This is a genomic window from Peribacillus sp. (genome assembly GCF_059453735.1).
Window position 1 is genome coordinate 1 of record NZ_JAZVJO010000007.1, and the last position, 19,155, is coordinate 19,155.

The 19,155-nt window shown below is 39.6% G+C and carries 16 protein-coding genes; 6 read left to right on the plus strand and 10 right to left on the minus strand.

Going from position 1 to position 19,155, the window contains the following annotated elements; translation table 11 throughout:
- Positions 1-22: 22 nt before the first annotated feature.
- Positions 23-316, minus strand: a complete 294-nt coding sequence (gene gatC / locus AC52RT_RS00310; protein WP_495538908.1) for an Asp-tRNA(Asn)/Glu-tRNA(Gln) amidotransferase subunit GatC — start codon at positions 314-316, stop codon at positions 23-25.
- 418 nt (positions 317-734) lie between these two features.
- Here gatC and putP point away from each other — a divergent pair, with 418 nt between their 5' ends.
- Positions 735-2,213, plus strand: coding sequence for a sodium/proline symporter PutP (gene putP / locus AC52RT_RS00315; RefSeq protein ID WP_495538919.1), 1,479 nt, complete (start codon positions 735-737; stop codon positions 2,211-2,213).
- A gap of 96 nt (positions 2,214-2,309) precedes the next feature.
- On the opposite strand, the gene rlmN is transcribed toward putP, so the two are convergent.
- Both rlmN and nagE read right to left on the minus strand, forming a co-directional pair.
- The gene (gene rlmN, locus AC52RT_RS00320) at positions 2,310-3,374 is read right to left on the minus strand and encodes a dual-specificity RNA methyltransferase RlmN (RefSeq protein WP_340848028.1); all 1,065 of its coding nucleotides are present in this window, start codon (positions 3,372-3,374) and stop codon (positions 2,310-2,312) included.
- Between the two features lie 220 nt (positions 3,375-3,594).
- On the minus strand, positions 3,595-5,475 hold the full coding sequence (gene nagE, locus AC52RT_RS00325; protein ID WP_495538909.1) for an N-acetylglucosamine-specific PTS transporter subunit IIBC: 1,881 nt from the start codon (positions 5,473-5,475) through the stop codon (positions 3,595-3,597).
- Positions 5,476-5,727: 252 nt separating this feature from the next.
- Between nagE and nagA the strand changes: the two genes are divergently transcribed.
- Genes nagA through AC52RT_RS00345 form a run of 4 tightly spaced genes read left to right on the plus strand, consistent with a single transcriptional unit; the run spans position 5,728 to position 9,137 of the window.
- A complete protein-coding gene (gene nagA, locus AC52RT_RS00330) occupies positions 5,728-6,912 on the plus strand; it encodes an N-acetylglucosamine-6-phosphate deacetylase (protein WP_495538910.1) in 1,185 nt (394 codons plus the stop codon).
- Positions 6,913-6,914: 2 nt separating this feature from the next.
- Entirely contained in the window at positions 6,915-7,664 is a 750-nt protein-coding gene (gene nagB, locus AC52RT_RS00335; protein WP_495538911.1) for a glucosamine-6-phosphate deaminase, read from the plus strand.
- A complete protein-coding gene (locus tag AC52RT_RS00340) occupies positions 7,654-8,376 on the plus strand; it encodes a GntR family transcriptional regulator (RefSeq protein ID WP_495538920.1) in 723 nt (240 codons plus the stop codon). The genes nagB and AC52RT_RS00340 overlap by 11 nt, the downstream gene beginning before the upstream one ends.
- A 23-nt stretch (positions 8,377-8,399) precedes the next feature.
- A complete protein-coding gene (locus AC52RT_RS00345) occupies positions 8,400-9,137 on the plus strand; it encodes an SIS domain-containing protein (protein WP_495538921.1) in 738 nt (245 codons plus the stop codon).
- 102 nt (positions 9,138-9,239) lie between these two features.
- Here the strand turns inward: AC52RT_RS00345 and AC52RT_RS00350 are convergent, their stop codons facing one another.
- The 6 genes from AC52RT_RS00350 to AC52RT_RS00375 all read right to left on the minus strand — a co-directional run bounded on the left by AC52RT_RS00350 (position 9,240) and on the right by AC52RT_RS00375 (position 17,799).
- Positions 9,240-10,412, minus strand: a complete 1,173-nt coding sequence (locus AC52RT_RS00350; protein ID WP_495538912.1) for a CamS family sex pheromone protein — start codon at positions 10,410-10,412, stop codon at positions 9,240-9,242.
- A 12-nt stretch (positions 10,413-10,424) separates the two neighbouring features.
- A complete protein-coding gene (gene ligA, locus AC52RT_RS00355) occupies positions 10,425-12,431 on the minus strand; it encodes an NAD-dependent DNA ligase LigA (RefSeq protein ID WP_495538913.1) in 2,007 nt (668 codons plus the stop codon).
- A gap of 28 nt (positions 12,432-12,459) precedes the next feature.
- Positions 12,460-14,703 (minus strand): DNA helicase PcrA, encoded by a 2,244-nt coding sequence (pcrA, locus tag AC52RT_RS00360; RefSeq protein WP_495538914.1) that lies wholly within the window; start codon positions 14,701-14,703, stop codon positions 12,460-12,462.
- A gap of 82 nt (positions 14,704-14,785) precedes the next feature.
- Positions 14,786-15,469 (minus strand): heptaprenylglyceryl phosphate synthase, encoded by a 684-nt coding sequence (pcrB, locus tag AC52RT_RS00365; RefSeq protein ID WP_495538915.1) that lies wholly within the window; start codon positions 15,467-15,469, stop codon positions 14,786-14,788.
- 575 nt (positions 15,470-16,044) lie between these two features.
- Positions 16,045-17,034 carry a lipoate--protein ligase gene (gene lplA / locus AC52RT_RS00370; protein WP_495538916.1) on the minus strand — a complete coding sequence of 330 codons (990 nt, stop codon included), beginning with the start codon at positions 17,032-17,034 and terminating at the stop codon, positions 16,045-16,047.
- 30 nt (positions 17,035-17,064) lie between these two features.
- Positions 17,065-17,799, minus strand: coding sequence for an MBL fold metallo-hydrolase (locus tag AC52RT_RS00375; RefSeq protein WP_495538917.1), 735 nt, complete (start codon positions 17,797-17,799; stop codon positions 17,065-17,067).
- Between the two features lie 150 nt (positions 17,800-17,949).
- Here AC52RT_RS00375 and yhfH point away from each other — a divergent pair, with 150 nt between their 5' ends.
- Entirely contained in the window at positions 17,950-18,096 is a 147-nt protein-coding gene (gene yhfH / locus AC52RT_RS00380; RefSeq protein WP_340850303.1) for a protein YhfH, read from the plus strand.
- Between the two features lie 97 nt (positions 18,097-18,193).
- Here the strand turns inward: yhfH and AC52RT_RS00385 are convergent.
- A partial coding sequence (locus AC52RT_RS00385; RefSeq protein ID WP_495538918.1) for a YhgE/Pip family protein occupies positions 18,194-19,155 on the minus strand: 962 nt, incomplete at its 5' end.

The following is a 19,155-nucleotide window of genomic DNA, read 5'->3' on the forward strand; positions in this document are numbered from 1 at the left end:
ACAGAGACATTTTTTTCCCTCCTTATTCTAAGATTGATGGTACGCGAATATGACCATCTTCCGTGCTGTCTGGAGCGTTTTTCAAAACTTCCTCCACTGGCAGCCCGTTTTTCGAGACATCTTCTCTCATCACATTCTTCATGTCTAGTACATGAGAAGTTGGTGCAACATTTTCCGTATCTAATTCATTCAATTGCTCAGCAAATGAAATCATTTGATCCAATTGCTTCTGGAATTTTACAGCTTCATCCTCTGTAATGGCCAGCCGTGCTAAATGCGCAACATGCTTAACCTGATCCATGGAAATACGTGACATAATCTTCACCTCCGAAAATATATAAAAAAACGGCAGCTAGAGCCGCTTCTTGTTTAAAAATCATCCTGTAAATCATAACAAACTTTTACGCTCTAAAGCAACAAGTGTTATTATCAAAACTGGTTTAATGTCTCCTTACTAAACTATATGTGTAAATTACGACAATAAATATAAAAATATTGTCTGGGAAATAATATAAAAAGACGGTTTTTGTCGTCTGAATATTTAAACTTATTTTTTTGTCAAATGAGCTTAAACACTTGCTACGAAAGGCTTTACCCTTGTTTTTAAAAAATCTCCTTCTTCCTTAAAAGTTGAATATACCTAGAAAGTCTGTTATTTTTTTAAACCATACCCCTTCATCTGCGTTTTCCACAAGATTTGATGATGGACAACACAAAGGAGAGTGACTGAACGAATGGAAACAGGCGTTATGATTTCTTTGGCTATTTATTTTATAGCCATGCTATTAATTGGCTTATATGCCTACAAAAAATCTTCAGAAGATATTTCTGGTTATATGTTAGGAGGCCGCGGCTTAGGTCCAGCCGTTACCGCACTATCAGCTGGTGCAGCTGATATGAGCGGATGGATGCTGATGGGACTTCCAGGAGCCATGTATTCAACCGGTTTATCAAGTATTTGGCTGGCTATTGGATTAACGGTCGGAGCTTACTTCAACTACTTATTAGTAGGACCTAGACTTCGGAGTTATACAGAAATAGCAAATGATTCTATTACCATCCCCGATTATTTCGAGAATCGATTCATGGATCATACACGAATTCTACGTTTCGTATCTGCTATTATCATTATTATCTTCTTTACACTATACACCTCTGCTGGATTTGTTTCAGGCGGTACCCTTTTTGAAAGTTCATTCGATATGGATTACAAAATTGGATTATTTGTAACGGCAGGAGTCGTTATCGCGTATACCATATTTGGAGGCTTTCTTGCCGTCAGTTTAACTGATTTTGTCCAAGGTATTATTATGTTTCTTGCCCTGATACTAGTACCTGTCGTGACGTTTTTCGAGCTCGGCGGACCTGCTTCTGCCATGCAAGATGTGAGACAAATTGATCCTCATCTTATGGACATTTTCAGAGGCACCAGCTTACTCGGTATTATTTCATTCCTCGCTTGGGGACTTGGATACTTTGGACAACCTCATATTATTGTTCGTTTTATGGCGATTTCTTCCGTGAAAGAACTAAAACCTGCACGCCGGATTGGTATGACTTGGATGATCGTGTCCGTTTTCGGGGCCCTTTTAACTGGGTTATCCGGACTCGTTTATGCTACAAGAAATAATATTCCTGTCGATGATCCTGAAACCATCTTTGTTATTCTTTCGAATGTACTCTTTCATCCACTCATTACAGGATTTCTATTAGCCGCTATTCTTGCTGCTATCATGAGTACTATTTCTTCACAGCTGCTGGTTACATCAAGTGCGCTTACAGAAGATTTCTATAAAACATTCTTGCGCAGAAATGCAACCGATAAAGAATTAGTTTTAATTGGGCGCCTTTCCGTATTGTTAGTAGCGATTGTGGGACTTTTATTAGCCCTAACACCTAATAAAACCATACTTGCCCTTGTTGGATATGCATGGGCTGGATTTGGGTCTGCATTTGGCCCCGCTGTTCTATTAAGCTTATATTGGAGACGTATGACTAAATGGGGAGCCTTGGCTGGTATGGTAGTCGGAGCCGTTACTGTGTTAGTCTGGGTTAATATTCCTGGTTTAAGCGACTTCATGTACGAAATGATTCCTGGCTTTACGTTAAGTCTACTTGCCGTAATTGGAGTCAGCTTAATAACCACTATTCCTAATAAAGATGTTCAAGATACTTTTAATGAAATGGAAAAATTTATATCTGATAATAAATGAATTGAAAAACAGATTTTCCACATTATGTGGAAAAGCTGTTTTTTTATAAGAAATAGTGTAAAAAGAGACTTTTGCTCTCTTCACATTATTCTTGATTTAAGCTTTCGCTTTTTTTATTTGCTTACTTCTTAATTGGCCGCAAGCTGCATCAATGTCTGTTCCATTTTCATGACGGATTCCACAATTAATGCCTTTCTTTTTTAACGTCTCATAAAATTCTTCAATCGATTTTTGCTCACTTCGCTGATATTGAATATGCTCATCAACTGGATTATAAGGAATTAAATTTACATAGGATAAGTGTCGCTTATTCCTTAGTAATGCTGCAAGCTGCAACGCTTCTTCTTTATGATCATTGACTCCCTCAAGCATGATGTATTCAAAGGTAATTCGGCGATTGGTTTTTTCTAAATAGTAATCCACAGCATCCATCAACTTTTCCAATGGGAAAGCACGATTGATTTTCATAATACTGGTTCTAAGTTCATTGTTTGGTGCATGCAAGGAGATAGCCAAATTCACCTGCGTATTCATATCCGCAAATTCATAAATTTTATTTGAAAGCCCGCTTGTGGATACGGTAATATGTCTGGCACCAATGGCAAGTCCATTTTGATCATTAACCACGTTTAAGAAACTCACAAGGTTTACGAAGTTATCAAATGGTTCACCAATTCCCATTACGACGATATGACTAACTCGTTCATCCTTCTCAACCTTATCTAAATGATGTTGAACGTTCATAATCTGTTCAACAATCTCACCGCTGGTTAAATCACGGCTTTTAGCTAATAGTCCACTAGCACAAAAACTACAGCCGATGTTACAGCCTACTTGAGTCGTCACACATACAGATAAACCATATTTAAATCTCATTAAAACCGTTTCAATTAAATTTCCATCCTTTAGCTTGAACAAAAACTTAATCGTTCCATCTGCTGATTCTTGCTTCGTATGCAATTCTAATGTTTGGATTGCGAAATGATCTTCTAACAATTGAATAATTTCTTTGCTGACGTTTTTCATTTGAGAAAACTCAGTTACCCGTTTCTTATATAACCAATCCCAAACTTGTGTAGCTCGGAATTTCTTATGTCCATGACTCATCAGCCATTCTGTTAGTTGATCATATGTTAATCCATAAATGGATTCTTTATTCATATCTAAACCTCTTTTCAAAAATTTAAGCTTCAGCTCTATTTTACCTTAATTTAGCCCCTAGTAGCAAATCAGTGAATTATAACAGATTATTATACCAGATGAATATCTAATTAAGCAATTATTCTATGTTTGATTTAGTTTTCCCTATAAACAGCATCTAAGTTATACTGTCTAAAAAAAGGAGAGCAATCAGATTTTTTGACTGATTACTCCCCTCTCTTTATTGAATCGACACGATACCGTCGTTTCCTTGTTCTATTTTCCCTTGTTTCTTAATTTCTAGTTTTGTAAGGTTTGTAAAGATAACCGGTGTTACCGTTGAAGCTGCATGATTCTTTATAAACTCTAAATCAAATTGCAGAAGATCTTGTCCTTTTAATACGTGATCCCCCTGTTTGACGAGCAGTGTAAAACCTTCTCCTTTGAGATTTACCGTCTCTAAACCTACATGGATTAGAATTTCATACCCTTGTTTAGACATAATTCCTACTGCATGTTTAGTTGGGAAAACATTAATAATTTCCCCATCGACAGGAGAAACAACCAGTCCTTTACTTGGAATGATACCAAATCCATCACCCATCATCTTCTGTGAAAATACAGGATCAGGAATCTCATCAATAGGAATAAGTTCTCCCTCAATAGGCATTACAAAGTCTTGTTTAGTCAACGGAAGTAATCCTGTAAGCTCGGGTGCAGCAGGCTCCTCTTCCGTAACCGTACTGATTGATTCTGTATCCAATCTCTTCATTGCGTCAGCAACAAACTCCACTTCTGTTCCTACAATTATCTGCAAATTGGTCTTATTTAACTTCATAATACCTTTTGCACCGTGTGCCTTCAGTGAAGCATCACTTACTAAGCTCATATCATTTACATTTAATCGAAGCCTTGTTGCACAATTATCGATAGAAGAAATATTTTCTTTCCCTCCGATATCTTGAATAAACTGAGAAGCCATTTTTTCATGTTTATTAACGCCCGTTTCGATAACAGTTTCTTCTTCTAGTTCGCTGTCATCTTCTCTACCCGGTGTTTTCAAATTAAACGCTTTGATTAAAAAGTAGAAAATGACGAAATAAATGACCGCATAAATGACACCAATCAATATTAACAGCAATGGTTTTTGTGCGATATTATAATTGAGTCCAAAGTCAATGAATCCCGCTGAGAAAGTAAATCCGCTTTTAATGCCCAACAAGGTGGTTACCCATAGTGAAAGTCCAGTTAAAATTGCATGGACCCCATAAAGCAGTGGTGCAACAAACATAAATGAAAATTCAATGGGTTCTGTAATCCCGGTAAGAAACGATGTTAATGCCAGACCGATAAACATTCCAGACACTTTTTTTCTATTCTCCGGTTTAGCTGTGGCAATAATCGCTATACATGCTGCTGGAAGCCCGAACATCATAATTGGGAAAAATCCAGTCATATATGTCCCAGCGGTTGGATCACCCGCAAAGAATCGAGCAATATCTCCCGTTTTACCCGCGAACTCACCAAATTGGAACCAGAATAAGCTATTTAATACATGATGCAAACCTAATGGTATTAATAATCTATTCAACAGTCCAAAGAGCCCTGACCCAATAGCTCCCAGATCAATAATCCAGTTCCCCATTCCAGTAATTGCATCCTGGATAGGCGGCCATACAAAGCCTGCTAACCCTGCTAAGATGACCATAGCAAGCGACGTTACAATTGGAACAAAACGTCTCCCGCTGAAAAAGCCCAGCCATTCAGGCAGCTTAATATCGCGGAATCGATTATACATAAGACCCGCAACAATCCCTGCGATAATTCCGCCAAGAACCCCCATATTGATACCGGTATCTAAGGATTTAGCCCCTTCTGTCAAAACTAAATAGCCAATTGCGCCTGATAAAGCAGCCGCACCATGGCTATCTTTCGCAAAACCGATTGCTACTCCGATTGCAAAAATTAACGCTAAATTATTAAATATGGCATTTCCTGCGTTCGCCATAAACGGTATATTGAAGAAATCTTCTTGTCCTAACCGTACCAGTAATCCTGCTGCTGGTAAAACGGCAATCGGAAGCATTAATGCTTTTCCGATTCTCTGTAAAAAACCTAACATGTTGTTTTCATCCCCATCTCTATGATGTATAAGTTCTTGTGGTTTGTTAGCGCATAATAATGGGCATCATATCATTATTCTTATCCCTATGTCTAGACCAGCTCTCCTTGTCATTATACTACCGCTATTAAATTAATTTTCTCCATATATAGAGGGAATATATACCAATCACAGCATATACCTAAATTGGTATAGACAACTATATTACTAAGGTGTTAAAGTATAGGGGGAACATGAAAGGAAGTTTTATTAATGAGTAAACAAGTATTACTTAAAGGAATCGATATATACAGTGAGGGCCAGCTCATACAGAACGGCTACATAAAAATAATAGATGAAAAAATAGCAGAAGTTGATTTACTAACTAATTTAGAGAATGAAGAAGAGTTTACTATTATCGACGTTCCTTCCACCTACAAGGCGGTTCCTGGATTTATTGATGTTCATATTCATGGCGTGAATGGCGCGGATGTAATGGATGCTACAAAAGAGGCCTTAGATACCATGTCTTCCACCCTTCCAAAAGAAGGAACCACAAGCTTCTTAGCGACAACGATGACACAGGATACCAAAGAAATTGAAAAGGCACTAGCGAATGTCGGAGAGTATCTTCAGGGAAAACAGGATACTGGAAAAGCAGAAATTGTGGGAGTGCATTTGGAAGGACCCTTTGTAAATCCTGATAAAGCTGGAGCGCAGCCGCTCAAGCACATCATGAATCCAGACTTACCATTATTAAAAAAATGGGAACTCTTGACTAACAACATGATTAAGCTGGTCACTTTAGCACCAGAACGACCAGGTGGATTAGAAATGGTGAACTACCTGTCCACTCACGGAATCGTAGCTTCTATTGGACATTCTGACGCTACTTTCGAAGAAGTGAATAAAGCCATAGAGTCTGGGGCTAATCATGTTACACATCTATACAACCAGATGAGCGGCCTCCATCACCGTGAACCAGGGGTTGTTGGCAGTGTGTTTTTACGTGATGAATTAAAAGCAGAAATTATTGTAGATGGAGTCCATGTTCGTCCAGAAATGGTAGAGCTCGCTTATAAAATTAAAAGAAAAGACGGGCTTTTATTGATCACCGATTCCATGCGCGCAAAGTGTTTAAAAAATGGTGAATATGATTTGGGCGGACAAGATGTCATTGTTAAAGATGGGAAAGCCGTTCTGGCTGATGGAACCCTTGCAGGCAGTATTTTAAAACTAGGAACTGCACTAAAAAACATCATTACGTATACAGGGTGTACTCTTGCAGATGCCATTGAAATGGCATCGGTTAATCCTGCAAAACAATTAAATATCTTTAATCGAAAAGGAAGTCTGGCAATTGGAAAGGATGCGGATATCGTTATCCTTGATGAAAATCTTGATGTATATATGACATTTTGCCGGGGAGAACTTGCATTCACTAAAGGGGGACAATAAGGATGAAAATCATCGAAGTAACGAATTATCAAGAAATGAGTAAAGCAGCTGCGGATTATATCATTCGTAAGGTTCAGCAGTCTCCAAACCTAATTCTAGGTCTCGCAACAGGAGGTACGCCCATCGGCACCTATAAATATCTTGTAGAAGACCACAAAAAAAATAAAACTTCCTATAAGGATGTAACAACATTTAATTTAGATGAATACGTCGGCCTAGCCAAAGAAAATCCACAGAGTTACCATTCTTATATGAACGAACACTTCTTTAATCATATTGATATCAATCCTGCTAATACACATGTCCCGAATGGAAAAATCGAGTCAATAAAGGACGAACCTGCGGCGTATGAAGAGTTGATTAAGGAAGCTGGCGGAATTGATCTCCAAGTGCTTGGAATCGGCCAAAATGGTCATATTGGTTTTAACGAGCCTGGTACGCCCTTCTCTTCAAATTCTCATATTATTGAATTGGCCCCATCAACCATTGAAGCCAATGCGCGTTACTTTGAGTCTCCAGAAGAAGTACCGACAAAAGCGAATACGATGGGGATTAACACCATTATGAAAAGTAAAGAGATCTTGCTGCTTGTATCAGGCGAAAACAAACGACAAGCATTGTCTCAACTTTTAGAGGGAAAGATTTCGGAGGATTTTCCTGCGTCTGCCCTGCTTAACCACCCTAATGTGGTCATCATCGCTGACGAAGCTGCACGTTCAGGAAGGACAGGTAGCGAGAAGCATGATCAATAAGAATTCACCTATCCCCATTTATTATCAGCTCGCCGAACATATTAAGCAGTTGATTGAAAAGGGTGACTTATCTCCAGGTGATTCGCTTCCTGCTGAACGCGAATACGCAGAACAATATCAAATCAGCAGAATGACCGTTAGACAGGCATTCACACAACTTGTGAATGCCGGTTACTTATCTCGCCGACAAGGAAAAGGCACCTTTGTTGCTGAACGAAAACTTGAACAGCCCTTGCAAGGTTTAACCAGCTTTACGGAAGATATGAAAGTTCGCGGGCTAGAGCCTGGTAATGAATTCATTCACTTTCAAATCATACCTGCTACCAGTCAGATTTCTCAACACCTCAGCATTCAAGAGGATGAACCCGTTTATGAAATTAAACGAATTCGCCTGGCAGATAATGTCCCGATGGCCTTAGAAACGAATTACATTTCAGCCAATCTAATCAGCGGTCTAACGGAGACCATTGTAAATCAATCCTTATACGGATATATTGAGGAAAAACTAGGTTACCATATCGAAGAGGCCACACAAATTATTGAATCAACCCTTGCCAGCCCAATAGAGGCAAAATACTTAAAAATCAAAACAGGTGCTCCCATCATGTCCATCCTAAGAAATACCTTCTTAGAAGATGGAACGCCATTTGAATTTGTTATATCTGCTTACCGTGCTGATCGTTATACGTTTAAGATCCACATGAAACGTTGAGAAATGGAAGGGTGAAGATTACGATAATCAGTCAATATTTTCAAAAAATCACGTCGTTATTGGCAGTATGTGAACATGATGAAAAAGACAATCTATCTAAAGCCGCAGAAAAAATAGCAGAAAGTATTCAGCAGCATGGAATTATTCATTTGTTTGGATGCGGTCATTCTCATATGTTTGGCGAAGAGCTTTTTTATCGAGCAGGCGGACTAGCCCCCATCAGTCCTATTCTAGAAGAAGATTTTATGCTCCACAAAGGAGCTGTACGCTCCTCAGAACTAGAGCGAACACATGGGATTGCTCAACAATTCATGGAAACCCATACTATTCTGCCCGAAGATGTGATGATTGTTGTATCCACTTCGGGCAGAAACCCTGTTCCAATTGAAGTCGCGCAAATTGCTAAGAAAAAAGGAGCTTATGTCATCGTAATCACTTCGCCTAGCTATGCTAAAACCCAATCTTCTAGGCATCCGTCCGGTCTTTTCTTATATCAAACTGCCGATCTATCGATTGATAATCATATTGAAACAGGCGATGCACTTATGGAAAAAGAAGCACTGAACATTCACTTTGGCAGTGGTTCAACCATTATTGGAATGGCTCTTCTAAATGGGATTATGGTCAAAGCCATAGAAATCATGGTGAATAATCACTTTACCCCTCCCATTTTTAAAAGCGGGAATGTAGATGGTGCTGAGGAACATAACAGAAAGCTGATCGATCAATACAAAGAAAGAATTCCTATGCTAGAAGCGTAAAGTTAGGCTGCCGAGAACCCTCGCAGCCTTTTTTGGGTATCCCCCACAACAGTACCGCGCAAAAAATCAAAAAGCCCAGCTGCATAAGCTGGGCATAGTTCATTATTTATAAATGTGGACAAATGGTTCATCTTCACCAGCTTTTTTTACAACCAAGGCTTCTGGTCCATTCACGGATGTAACAGATACCTGTACGGAAACGTAATCAGGGAAATGTTCCATCACAAGGCCCGTTAAGTATTGAGTAAATCCAATTGCCTCAGAGTTACCGTAAAATTGAATGGGTATTTCTATATTAAGATCTTGCAGCTGATCGTCCACATAAAAGGCACGTCCGACAACTCCATTAAAGTTCGGAAAATATTCCTCGACATCTTGCTTGAATTTCTTAAACATTGTAACATCATCACGGTGTTCTTTCTCAGCATCTGTTGAAGGAAGTACATAATATTTCTCATCAACATTCTCCCATTTACCGATGCTGTTTCCGTCTTTACTTACATGGGTAAAGCTCATAAAGCTGCCCGGAATAACCGATGATTTTTCTACCTGCTTAAATAGTGCAATGGTAATCGGCACGTCTTTCAATTCATCTGTCTTCCGAAGTCTTTTAAGAACTTCTGCAGCAATCTTTTTCCCCTCTGATTCTATCTTCTGGTCTGAAATAGACGTATCATAGGTAGCTCCATATTCTTCTTTTTGATAATAATGAACGGAGTTAAGCGCAAGGCCGATTACAACTCCTCCAAGACTTACTTGATTATCTTTATTCTTAATTAGATAATCATGTTCTAAAATATGTGCCAGATAGATTGGGTCTTTTTCATTACGGGTCTTGATATCACCCTTTTCTGTATCAATCGGGTTCAATCCAAGATTGTCGCTTGCCTTCAGTTTCTTCTCTGTTAATTGCTCGTTTGTATATTTACGTTCTAGCCACTTACTGATGGTACTGCTGTCTAATACTTGTCCCTCTTTAAAATAGTACTTATCTTGATTAAAGTCCTTTTGCGAAATACGCATTAATCCTGTTTCAAACTCTTCAATGTCATAGCGCGTATTTAGATTTGATACAACTAAACCACGAGCCTGTGAAGCTTCAAAAGGTAAAAGCATCTTATAATAATCGTCGGATATTTGATACTTAGGAATAATCGCTTTTTCTGTTTTTTCAGCTTTATCTTGAACAATTTCTTCTTCACCATCATCGAATTGAGGTGCACATCCTGCAAGAAGTATTGCAACACCTAACCCCACAAAAAAGCTTTTTTTCATGCCTACACCCTCTTAACTCTTTAATTCTGTAATAAGCCGATCTTCATCCCACACGTCAATCCCCAAGCTTTCCGCTTTCTTAAGCTTTGAACCTGCATCTTCACCTGCAATTAATAAATCCGTTTTCTTACTAACACTGCCAGCCACTTTAGCCCCAAGTGCTTCGAGCTTTTCTTTTGCTTCTTCGCGTCCCATTTGATGGAGTTTCCCGGTCAATACTACCGTCTTGCCGGCAAACACCGAATCAATGGTTTCAATGGCTGCAAGCTTTGGCCCTGTGTATGAAAAATTGACTCCAGCTTTTTTTAGTTCAGACAAGAGGAGTTGTACTTCCTCGTTTTCAAAGTAGGCAACAACCGCATTCGCCATTTTTTCACCGATTTCATTAATAGCCGTTAAGTCTTCTAATTGTGCTTGACTTAAGGCTTCCATTGTTTCAAAATACTGTGCTAATGTTTTCGCTGCTTTTGAACCTACATGTCGAATACCTAGACCAAACAATAACCGCTCCAGTGAATTTGACTTAGAAGACTCAATCGCTTTCAGCAAGTTCGTAGCTGACTTTTCGCCCATCCGTTCCATTCCAATCAGCTGCTCATACGTCACCTTATAGAGATCTGCAACGTCATGAATTAAGTGCTCACTGAATAATTGACTGATTACTTTCTCACCTAAACCATCAATATTCATGGCGTTACGAGAGACAAAATGGATTAATCCTTCACGTATTTGTGCAGGACACTGAGGATTAAGACAGCGCAAGGCCACTTCCCCTTCAAGCCGCACAAGCTCACTATTACATTCTGGACATTCTGTCGGCATGGCGAAGTCAATCTCCTCACCTGTACGACGGTCAGCTAAAACATTGACTACCTCCGGAATAATATCGCCCGCTTTTTTAATAACGACCTGATCACCAATTTTGATATCTTTTTCACGAATCAAGTCTTCATTATGAAGGGTTGCCCGCTGAACAGTTGAACCAGCTACTCGGACAGGATCCAAGATAGCAGTCGGGGTGATAACACCTGTCCGCCCAACATTCAATTCAATACTGCGGAGGGTGGTAATCACTTCTTCAGCCGGGAATTTATAAGCAATAGACCATCTTGGGCTTTTTGCGGTTCTTCCCATCTCTTCCTGCTGCTGCAGTGAATCAACCTTTATAACAATGCCATCAATATCATAGGCAAGATTAGGACGTCTTTCAACCCATCCCTCAATATAAGTTAGAACTTCTTCTATAGTTGAACATTTTTTTCGTTCTTGATTGGTTTTAAAACCTAAGCGATCTAGTAAATCCAGAGCTTCACTATGTGATTCCACGCCTGTTTCGCCCAAATCAGCAATGGCATACAGGAAAACATCAAGATTCCGCTTCGCTGCAAGCTTTGAATCGAGCTGTCGAAGCGAACCAGCTGCCGCATTACGCGGATTAGCAAACGGTTCTTCTCCTTGATCATCTTTGGCTTTGTTTAGTGCTTCAAATGAACGCTTCGGCATAAAGGCTTCACCACGAACCTCAATAGAAACAGGTTCTTTGAGCTTTAATGGAATCGATTTTATCGTACGAAGATTCTCGGTGATATCCTCACCAACACTGCCGTCACCTCGAGTTGCTCCTCTTGTGAAATAGCCTGCTTCATACTGCAGGGTGACAGCAAGCCCATCAATTTTCAGTTCACATACATATGAATACTTGTCCCCAACTGCTTGACGAACCTTCCGATCAAAATCGCGCAGGTCATCCTCATTAAATGCATTGCCAAGACTAAGCATCGGTGAACGATGTTCCACTTTTTCAAACATATCAAGAATTGTACCGCCTACACGCTGTGTAGGTGAATCTGGGGTTTTTAATTCAGGAAAAGCTTCCTCATACTCAATCAGTTCTCTCAGCAGCCGATCGTATTCAGCATCCGGTACCGAGGGCTTATCTTGCACATAATATTCATAACTGTATTGATTTAAGAGATTTTGTAAATCAGCAACCAGCTTTTCAGCCTCTTTCAGATCCATTTATTCATCCCTTTCTGATTTATTATTATTAGGCTTTATCGATTGGAGCAAATTTAGCAAGTAACCGTTTTATGCCTGTCGGGCTTGGGAATGCAATATCCAGCTCCTTGCCTTCACCTTCACCTTTCACGCTGACGACAGTTCCCGTACCCCATTTTTTATGTGCAGCTTTATCTCCGACTTTCCAGCCAATTTCGTCACCGCCTGTTGAGGAAGGAGCAGTCACTGCTTTCCCAAACGATGGTGTCCTTCTTGACCCGCCCGATTGAATAGGTCTTGTTGACAAACCTGTCCCAAAACTTTTCTCTACTTTTTTCGGTTTAGGCGGCTGTAAGTCTTCCAGAAGTTCTTCAGGAATTTCTTTAATAAATCTTGAAACTGGATTCATATTTGTCCGGCCGTATAACGTCCGCATTTGCGCATTCGAAATAAACAGCTCTTTTTCGGCACGGGTAATCCCTACATAGGCCAGACGTCTTTCTTCTTCCATCTCATCGTCATCCATCAGCGAACGACTGTGAGGGAATACTCCCTCTTCTAGTCCTAGTAAAAAGACTACTGGGTATTCAAGCCCCTTTGCTGAGTGAAGCGTCATTAAGGTAACTGAATCCTGTGCTTCTTCTGTATCGTCAAGTTGATCAATATCTGCCACTAAGGCCAAATCGGTTAAAAACCCAACAAGCGTTTTATCATCATTTTGTGCTTCAAATGATTTAGTTACTGATAAAAACTCGTCAATATTTTCTAGTCTTGTCTGAGATTCAATTGTTTTTTCGATTTTCAACATATCACGATAGCCCGTTTTCTCAATAACCTCTTCAACTAGCTCCGTTACTGATAAGTATTCCAGCATATTCGTATAGTTATGAATGAGGTCTCGGAATCCTCTAGCTTCCTTAGCCGCCTTGCCGCTCAGGCCAATCATCTCAATATCCTGCAAAGCTTGATACATGGATAAGTCACTCATGGCCGCATAATCCGCCACTTTATCTAGAGAAGTTGAGCCAATTCCACGTTTAGGAACATTAATGACACGACGCAGACTGATATCATCATCAGGATTGGCAATCAGCCTTAAATACGCTAGGATATCCTTAATTTCTTTACGATCATAGAACTTAATTCCGCCCACGATGCTGTATTGAATATTCGATTTGAGCAGAACTTCCTCCATAACCCGTGATTGGGCATTAGTTCGGTAAAGAATGGCGATATCCGCATATTTATGTTCGCCGTCACGTACAAGTTCGTTAATCTTTCCAGCTACGAATTGAGCTTCACCCTGTTCACTATCCGCACGGAAATAAGACAGTTTACTGCCTTCCATATTTTCGGTCCAAAGGTTCTTCGGCTTACGGTTCTGGTTCTTGCCGATGACATTATTTGCAGCGTCAAGAATCCGTTTTGTGGACCGATAGTTTTGTTCTAAGAAAATCATCGTTGCATTCGGATAATCTTTTTCAAAGGACAAAATATTCGCAATGTCTGCTCCCCGCCAACGATAAATCGACTGATCAGAGTCACCCACTACACATAGATTACGGAATCTAGATGCCATTAATTTTACTAGCATATACTGAGCTCTGTTCGTATCCTGATATTCGTCAACATGGATATATTGAAACTTACGTTGATAATATTCAAGAACTTCCGGTACACGCTGAAAGAGCTGGATCGTCTTCATAATTAAATCATCAAAGTCCAGCGCTTGATTTTTCCGAAGCCTCTTTTGGTATTCAGTATAGACATCGGCAGCAACCTTTGTGAAAAAATCAGAAGCCGTTTTTGAATACTCCTCAGGTGTAACCAATTCATTTTTCGCCGAACTGATCGTACCAAGTAACGCTCGATAATCATATTTTTTTGTATCCAAATTTTTATCTTTTAGAATTTGTTTAATCACCGATTGCTGATCAGATGTATCCAAAATCGAGAAATTACGATTGTACCCAATCCGATCAATATCACGTCTTAAGATACGGACGCACATGGAGTGGAACGTTGAAATCCAAATATCGTCAGAAGCCCCGCCTAGAATAGCACGAACTCTCTCTCTCATTTCTCTTGCCGCTTTATTTGTAAAGGTAATGGCCAAGATATTCCACGGAGCCACTTCTTTTTCAACCATTAGAAAAGCAATACGATGGGTAAGAACCCGTGTCTTTCCGGATCCTGCACCAGCCATAATTAATAGCGGGCCATCAGTAGCTTTTACCGCTGCTTGCTGCTGATCATTTAATCCTCTGAGTAATTTCTCTGCTAAATATTGCATTCTATATCCCACCTCAATCGAACATTTGTTCTTTGTTATACTATACCCTGTTCTGCTGATTCTTGCCAATACGCAAGAACATCTATTTTACTGCACGAACCGTTGTAAGTGCGATGGCAAGATCTTCATATATAATATTTCCAACGACTACTACATCAGCAAAAGCCGCCATTTCTGCCGCCTTCTCAGGTGAATTAATACCGCCTCCATAAAAAAGGACAGTTTCCTCCAAGTTCTGACTAGCTTTCTGCACTGTATCTACATCTCCATAACTGCCACTATACTCTAAATAGAAAATCGGCAGATGAAACATTTTTTCGGCCATCATGGCATAGGCACCGACCTCCTCGGCATCTAGATTCGTATCCGCGGACGTCAATATTGCAGCCTTACAACTCGGATTCATGATGCAATACCCCTCCACGAACATCTCATCCCAATCTACTAATTCACCAAATTCCTTCACAGCCTGTTGATGAAACTTCATCATCCAGTTAGGATCAGTGCTATTTAAAACGCTTGGAATAAAATACAAATCAAAACCAGGCGTAACCATCTCAAGTGATGAAACCTCTAACACACAAGGAACCGTATAACGGCGGACCCTCGCCATCAAGTCAAGAACATTTTCCAACGTAACTCCATCACTGCCCCCAACAAGAATAGCATCGGTACCGGATTCGCAGATTTTCTCTAACGACTCATCCGTAATCTCTTTATTTGGATCGAGTTTGAAAGCATGCTTCCACTCGCGAAAATCGTACATCATACATCCTCCTATCTATTTCCCATTACACCATTATAGCATTAAGAAATTTCATAAAAAAAGATATAACACGAAAAACGTAAGTACCCCGTTTAGACCGCGAAGGAAATAGGGAGAGGAACCTAAAGGCGTCCTTTGCCTTTTGGGGACTCTCCTCTTTTCCACAGCGGTCTGGGGTGCTGGAGTTAGACAAACGAAAAACGTAAGTACCCCGTTTAGACCGTGAAGGAAATAGGGAGTGGAGCTAAAAGGCTGTTCTTGCCTTTTGGGGACACTCATCTTTTCCACAGCGAGCAGGGCGCCGCAGCTGGACAACCTGAAATGCGGAGGCGCCACAGCTAAACAACACTGAAATGCACAGACATCCGTTTGCTCGCCTTTCCTATTTCATAATCATCCAGTTTTATGAATGAATAGTCATTCATAATTCGAAGAAAAAAGCGCTTCCAATATATTATATTAAAAGAAGATAGAGCTATCAAGAAAATCTTTCCATAATACAGAAAATAATGTAATTACTAGGAAATAAAAAAGCAGCGTGTCTTATCCTAAAATACAGGATGGACACGCTCCATTTAATAAATTAAATTGATTAACTCGTCTTTTGTTACTTTCCCAAAATAATGAGTAACGTCCAGGTCGGCTAACGCTTCTGCAATAGCTTCTCTTTCATAACGAACACCATTCAATAATTCTTCAATTTCTGCTACTTCTCCGACACCAAAAAAGTCTCCGTAAATTTTGCAGCTTTCAATGCATCCTTTGTTAACTTCTAGACGAATATCAATTGAACCCACGGGAAAACGATGTGAGTTCTGCAGGTTGAATTTTGGTGATTTTCCATAATTCCAATCCCAGCTCTGATAACGCTCTTTTGAAATTTCATGGATCTTATTCCAATCCTCTTCCGTCAATACGTATTCAGGAACTTCTTCGCTGCCTTCAAAAATATACTTTAGAATAAGTGATCGAAATTCTTCAATTGTGATTGGATTTTCTAGAAAATCTGCAATATTGGTTACCCTGCTTCTGACAGATTTGATGCCTTTAGATTCAATTTTGTCTTTCTTCACTTTCAGCGAAGCTACTACATCATCAACATTGACATCATACATTAAAGTTCCGTGACTGAACATCCGTCCACGCGTTGAAAACATAGCATTTCCAGAGATTTTTTTTCCTTCTGCAAGAATATCGTTTCTCCCGCTTAGCTCCGCGTTAATTCCCAGCTTTTTCAGTGCCTTCACAACTGGTTCAGTGAATTTCTTGAAGTTGTGGAAGCTCTCTCCGTCATCCTTAGTAATAAAGCTGAAGTTTAAATTTCCTAGATCATGATAAACAGCGCCTCCGCCTGATAAGCGACGCACTACTTTAATTCCCTTTTCTTCAACATATTTTGTATTTATTTCTTCTGCTGTATTTTGATTTTTACCTATAATAATGGAAGGTTCGTTTATGTAAAATAACAGATAACTTTCATTACCATCAAGATTACGGAGTACATATTCCTCTATGGCCAGGTTGATCATTGGATCATGTATGCCTTTATTATCGATAAATAACATCGTCTTCTCTCCTGCTTTCCTATAGTTTGCTTATATTTGGTATTCAAGCCCATTTCTTGCTATAGCAATTTCTCTTGTGAAAACTTCTGATGCTTCTTTTTTCAATTTGTTTATGTCCCCAAAATGAGGCAGATGAGTCAGCATAAGCAGCTGAACTCCTGCATTATTAGCAATCTTAGCAGCCTCTTTACTGGTCATATGTCCAGCTGCCGTTCCGTCCATATCAGCATAAAAGTTACTTTCACATAAAAGTATTGTTGCGTCCTGTGCAAATTCAGCTAGTTCCTCAAAATAAGAACTATCGCCTGTATACACAATCGATTTCCCATCAACTTCTATCCGCATAGCAAAACATGGTACAGGATGCTGAGTACGTAAAAAGGTGAATGTAAGCGGACCAACTTGTACCGGTTTTTCTTGATTGTACGCAATTCCCTTCGTCACTTCCCGAAAATCCAGTTTTGCAAAGGCTGCTTCATCTAAGTTATGACCATAGATGGGCGTAGTTTTTTTGGCACTTCCCTGAAATTGCTTGATCAGTAATGCATGCTGAAACACACCAATATCAGCTACATGATCCGCATCATAATGACTCAAAACAATCGCATCTAAATTCTCAGGTTCAAGATGATTTTGGAGCTGTGCTAGTACACCGCTTCCACAGTCTAACAAAACTCGATACTCACCATGCTCAAGTAAGTAACCTGATGTAGCTTCATTTTTGGCAGGGTATCCACCCCAACAGCCAATTACGGTTAGTTTCAAGGACAACACTCCTTTTAGGATAACTATTCTTCCTCTTCCTAATATAAAACATTCTGTCTCTCTTTTCATCTTTTTCAATTTGTTATAAAACAAATTGTTGACAATTACAAACTGTTATAATACAATAAAATTATAATAAATAAACAGAAAATTCAGAGGAGGATGATCATTTTGATTAAGAGCAGTATTGAATTCTTTAAGAACCTACCGGCAAAAAAATGTGCAGAATGCGGAAAGAAAATTGAAGAACAACATGAATGCTATGGAAATAAATGTGATCATTGTCTTCAAGCTTAAATATAGGCCTTAGCAGAGCAGCGAGTATCATTCCTCGCTGCTTTATGGTTTTTAGTCAAAAAGAACTCCCCATTCAAGTAAAGGGGAGTTCTTTTTTTTATGCTTCAGTTTCTGTTTTGCTTACTCCTGAATATCTATGTTTGTGTCTAATTACAAAGTAGGTGATGGTACCTAGCATAAACACTACTGCATAGCCGAATAAAATATATCCATTTTGCCACATTAAACTGAAGTTTCCACTTGAGATAACCTCTTTAAAGCCTCTAACAGAATACGTCATTGGCAGAAGACGGTTAAACACCTGCAGTGGTTCTGGTATCAATTCTAATGGGAATGTTCCTGCGCTGGTTGTTAATTGCAGGATCAAAATGATAATGGCAATAAAGCGGCCCGGATCTCCCATTACAGTAACGAGCAATTGAATTAATGTAATAAAAACAAGTGATGTGATAATCGAAAATAGAATAAATAGTGGTACACTTTGTACCTCAATTCCTAACAACGCAATAACAAGAAGGGATGCCACTACTGCTTGAATGACTCCAATTCCAGCAATCACACCAAACTTACTAATAAACCAGCTGAACCCATTTTTCGGAATACCCACTGGTTCTCGAAGCGGGAATACAATTGATAAAAGCAATGCTCCAACAAATAACCCAAGTGATAAGAAGTATGGGGTAAATCCAGTACCATAGTTCGGAACTTTATTTACACTTTCTTTTGCGACCTCAACCGGTTCAGCTACCATATTGTACGTCTCGTCGTTTGCTTTTACTTCTGATGATTCCTTCGCCGCATCACTCAGCTTATCCTTCAGTTCTTTTGAACCGTCAGCAAGCTGTGTTGTACCACTCGCAATCTTGGAAGAACCATCCGCCAATTGAACGGAACCATCTGCTAATTGCTTGGAACTGTCCGATAACTGAGTTACTCCTGTGTTAAGTGTATTGGCACCTGCAGTAAGAGCAGTTCCTCCTGCCTTGGCTTCATTTAGTTTCTCACCAAATGTAACAAGTCCAGCGGTTAATTTAGATTGTCCTGCGGCAAGCTCGCCCG

Coding starts and splice junctions, on each gene's coding strand:
- pcrB (WP_495538915.1), bottom strand. CDS start 15,469: ATGTACGATTTTCGCGAGTGGAAGCATGCTTTCAAACTCGATCCAAAT.
- pcrA (WP_495538914.1), bottom strand. CDS start 14,703: ATGCAATATTTAGCAGAGAAATTACTCAGAGGATTAAATGATCAGCAG.
- nagB (WP_495538911.1), top strand. CDS start 6,915: ATGAAAATCATCGAAGTAACGAATTATCAAGAAATGAGTAAAGCAGCT.
- AC52RT_RS00340 (WP_495538920.1), top strand. CDS start 7,654: ATGATCAATAAGAATTCACCTATCCCCATTTATTATCAGCTCGCCGAA.
- nagA (WP_495538910.1), top strand. CDS start 5,728: ATGAGTAAACAAGTATTACTTAAAGGAATCGATATATACAGTGAGGGC.
- AC52RT_RS00350 (WP_495538912.1), bottom strand. CDS start 10,412: ATGAAAAAAAGCTTTTTTGTGGGGTTAGGTGTTGCAATACTTCTTGCA.
- lplA (WP_495538916.1), bottom strand. CDS start 17,034: ATGTTATTTATCGATAATAAAGGCATACATGATCCAATGATCAACCTG.
- gatC (WP_495538908.1), bottom strand. CDS start 316: ATGTCACGTATTTCCATGGATCAGGTTAAGCATGTTGCGCATTTAGCA.
- ligA (WP_495538913.1), bottom strand. CDS start 12,431: ATGGATCTGAAAGAGGCTGAAAAGCTGGTTGCTGATTTACAAAATCTC.
- putP (WP_495538919.1), top strand. CDS start 735: ATGGAAACAGGCGTTATGATTTCTTTGGCTATTTATTTTATAGCCATG.
- nagE (WP_495538909.1), bottom strand. CDS start 5,475: ATGTTAGGTTTTTTACAGAGAATCGGAAAAGCATTAATGCTTCCGATT.
- rlmN (WP_340848028.1), bottom strand. CDS start 3,374: ATGAATAAAGAATCCATTTATGGATTAACATATGATCAACTAACAGAA.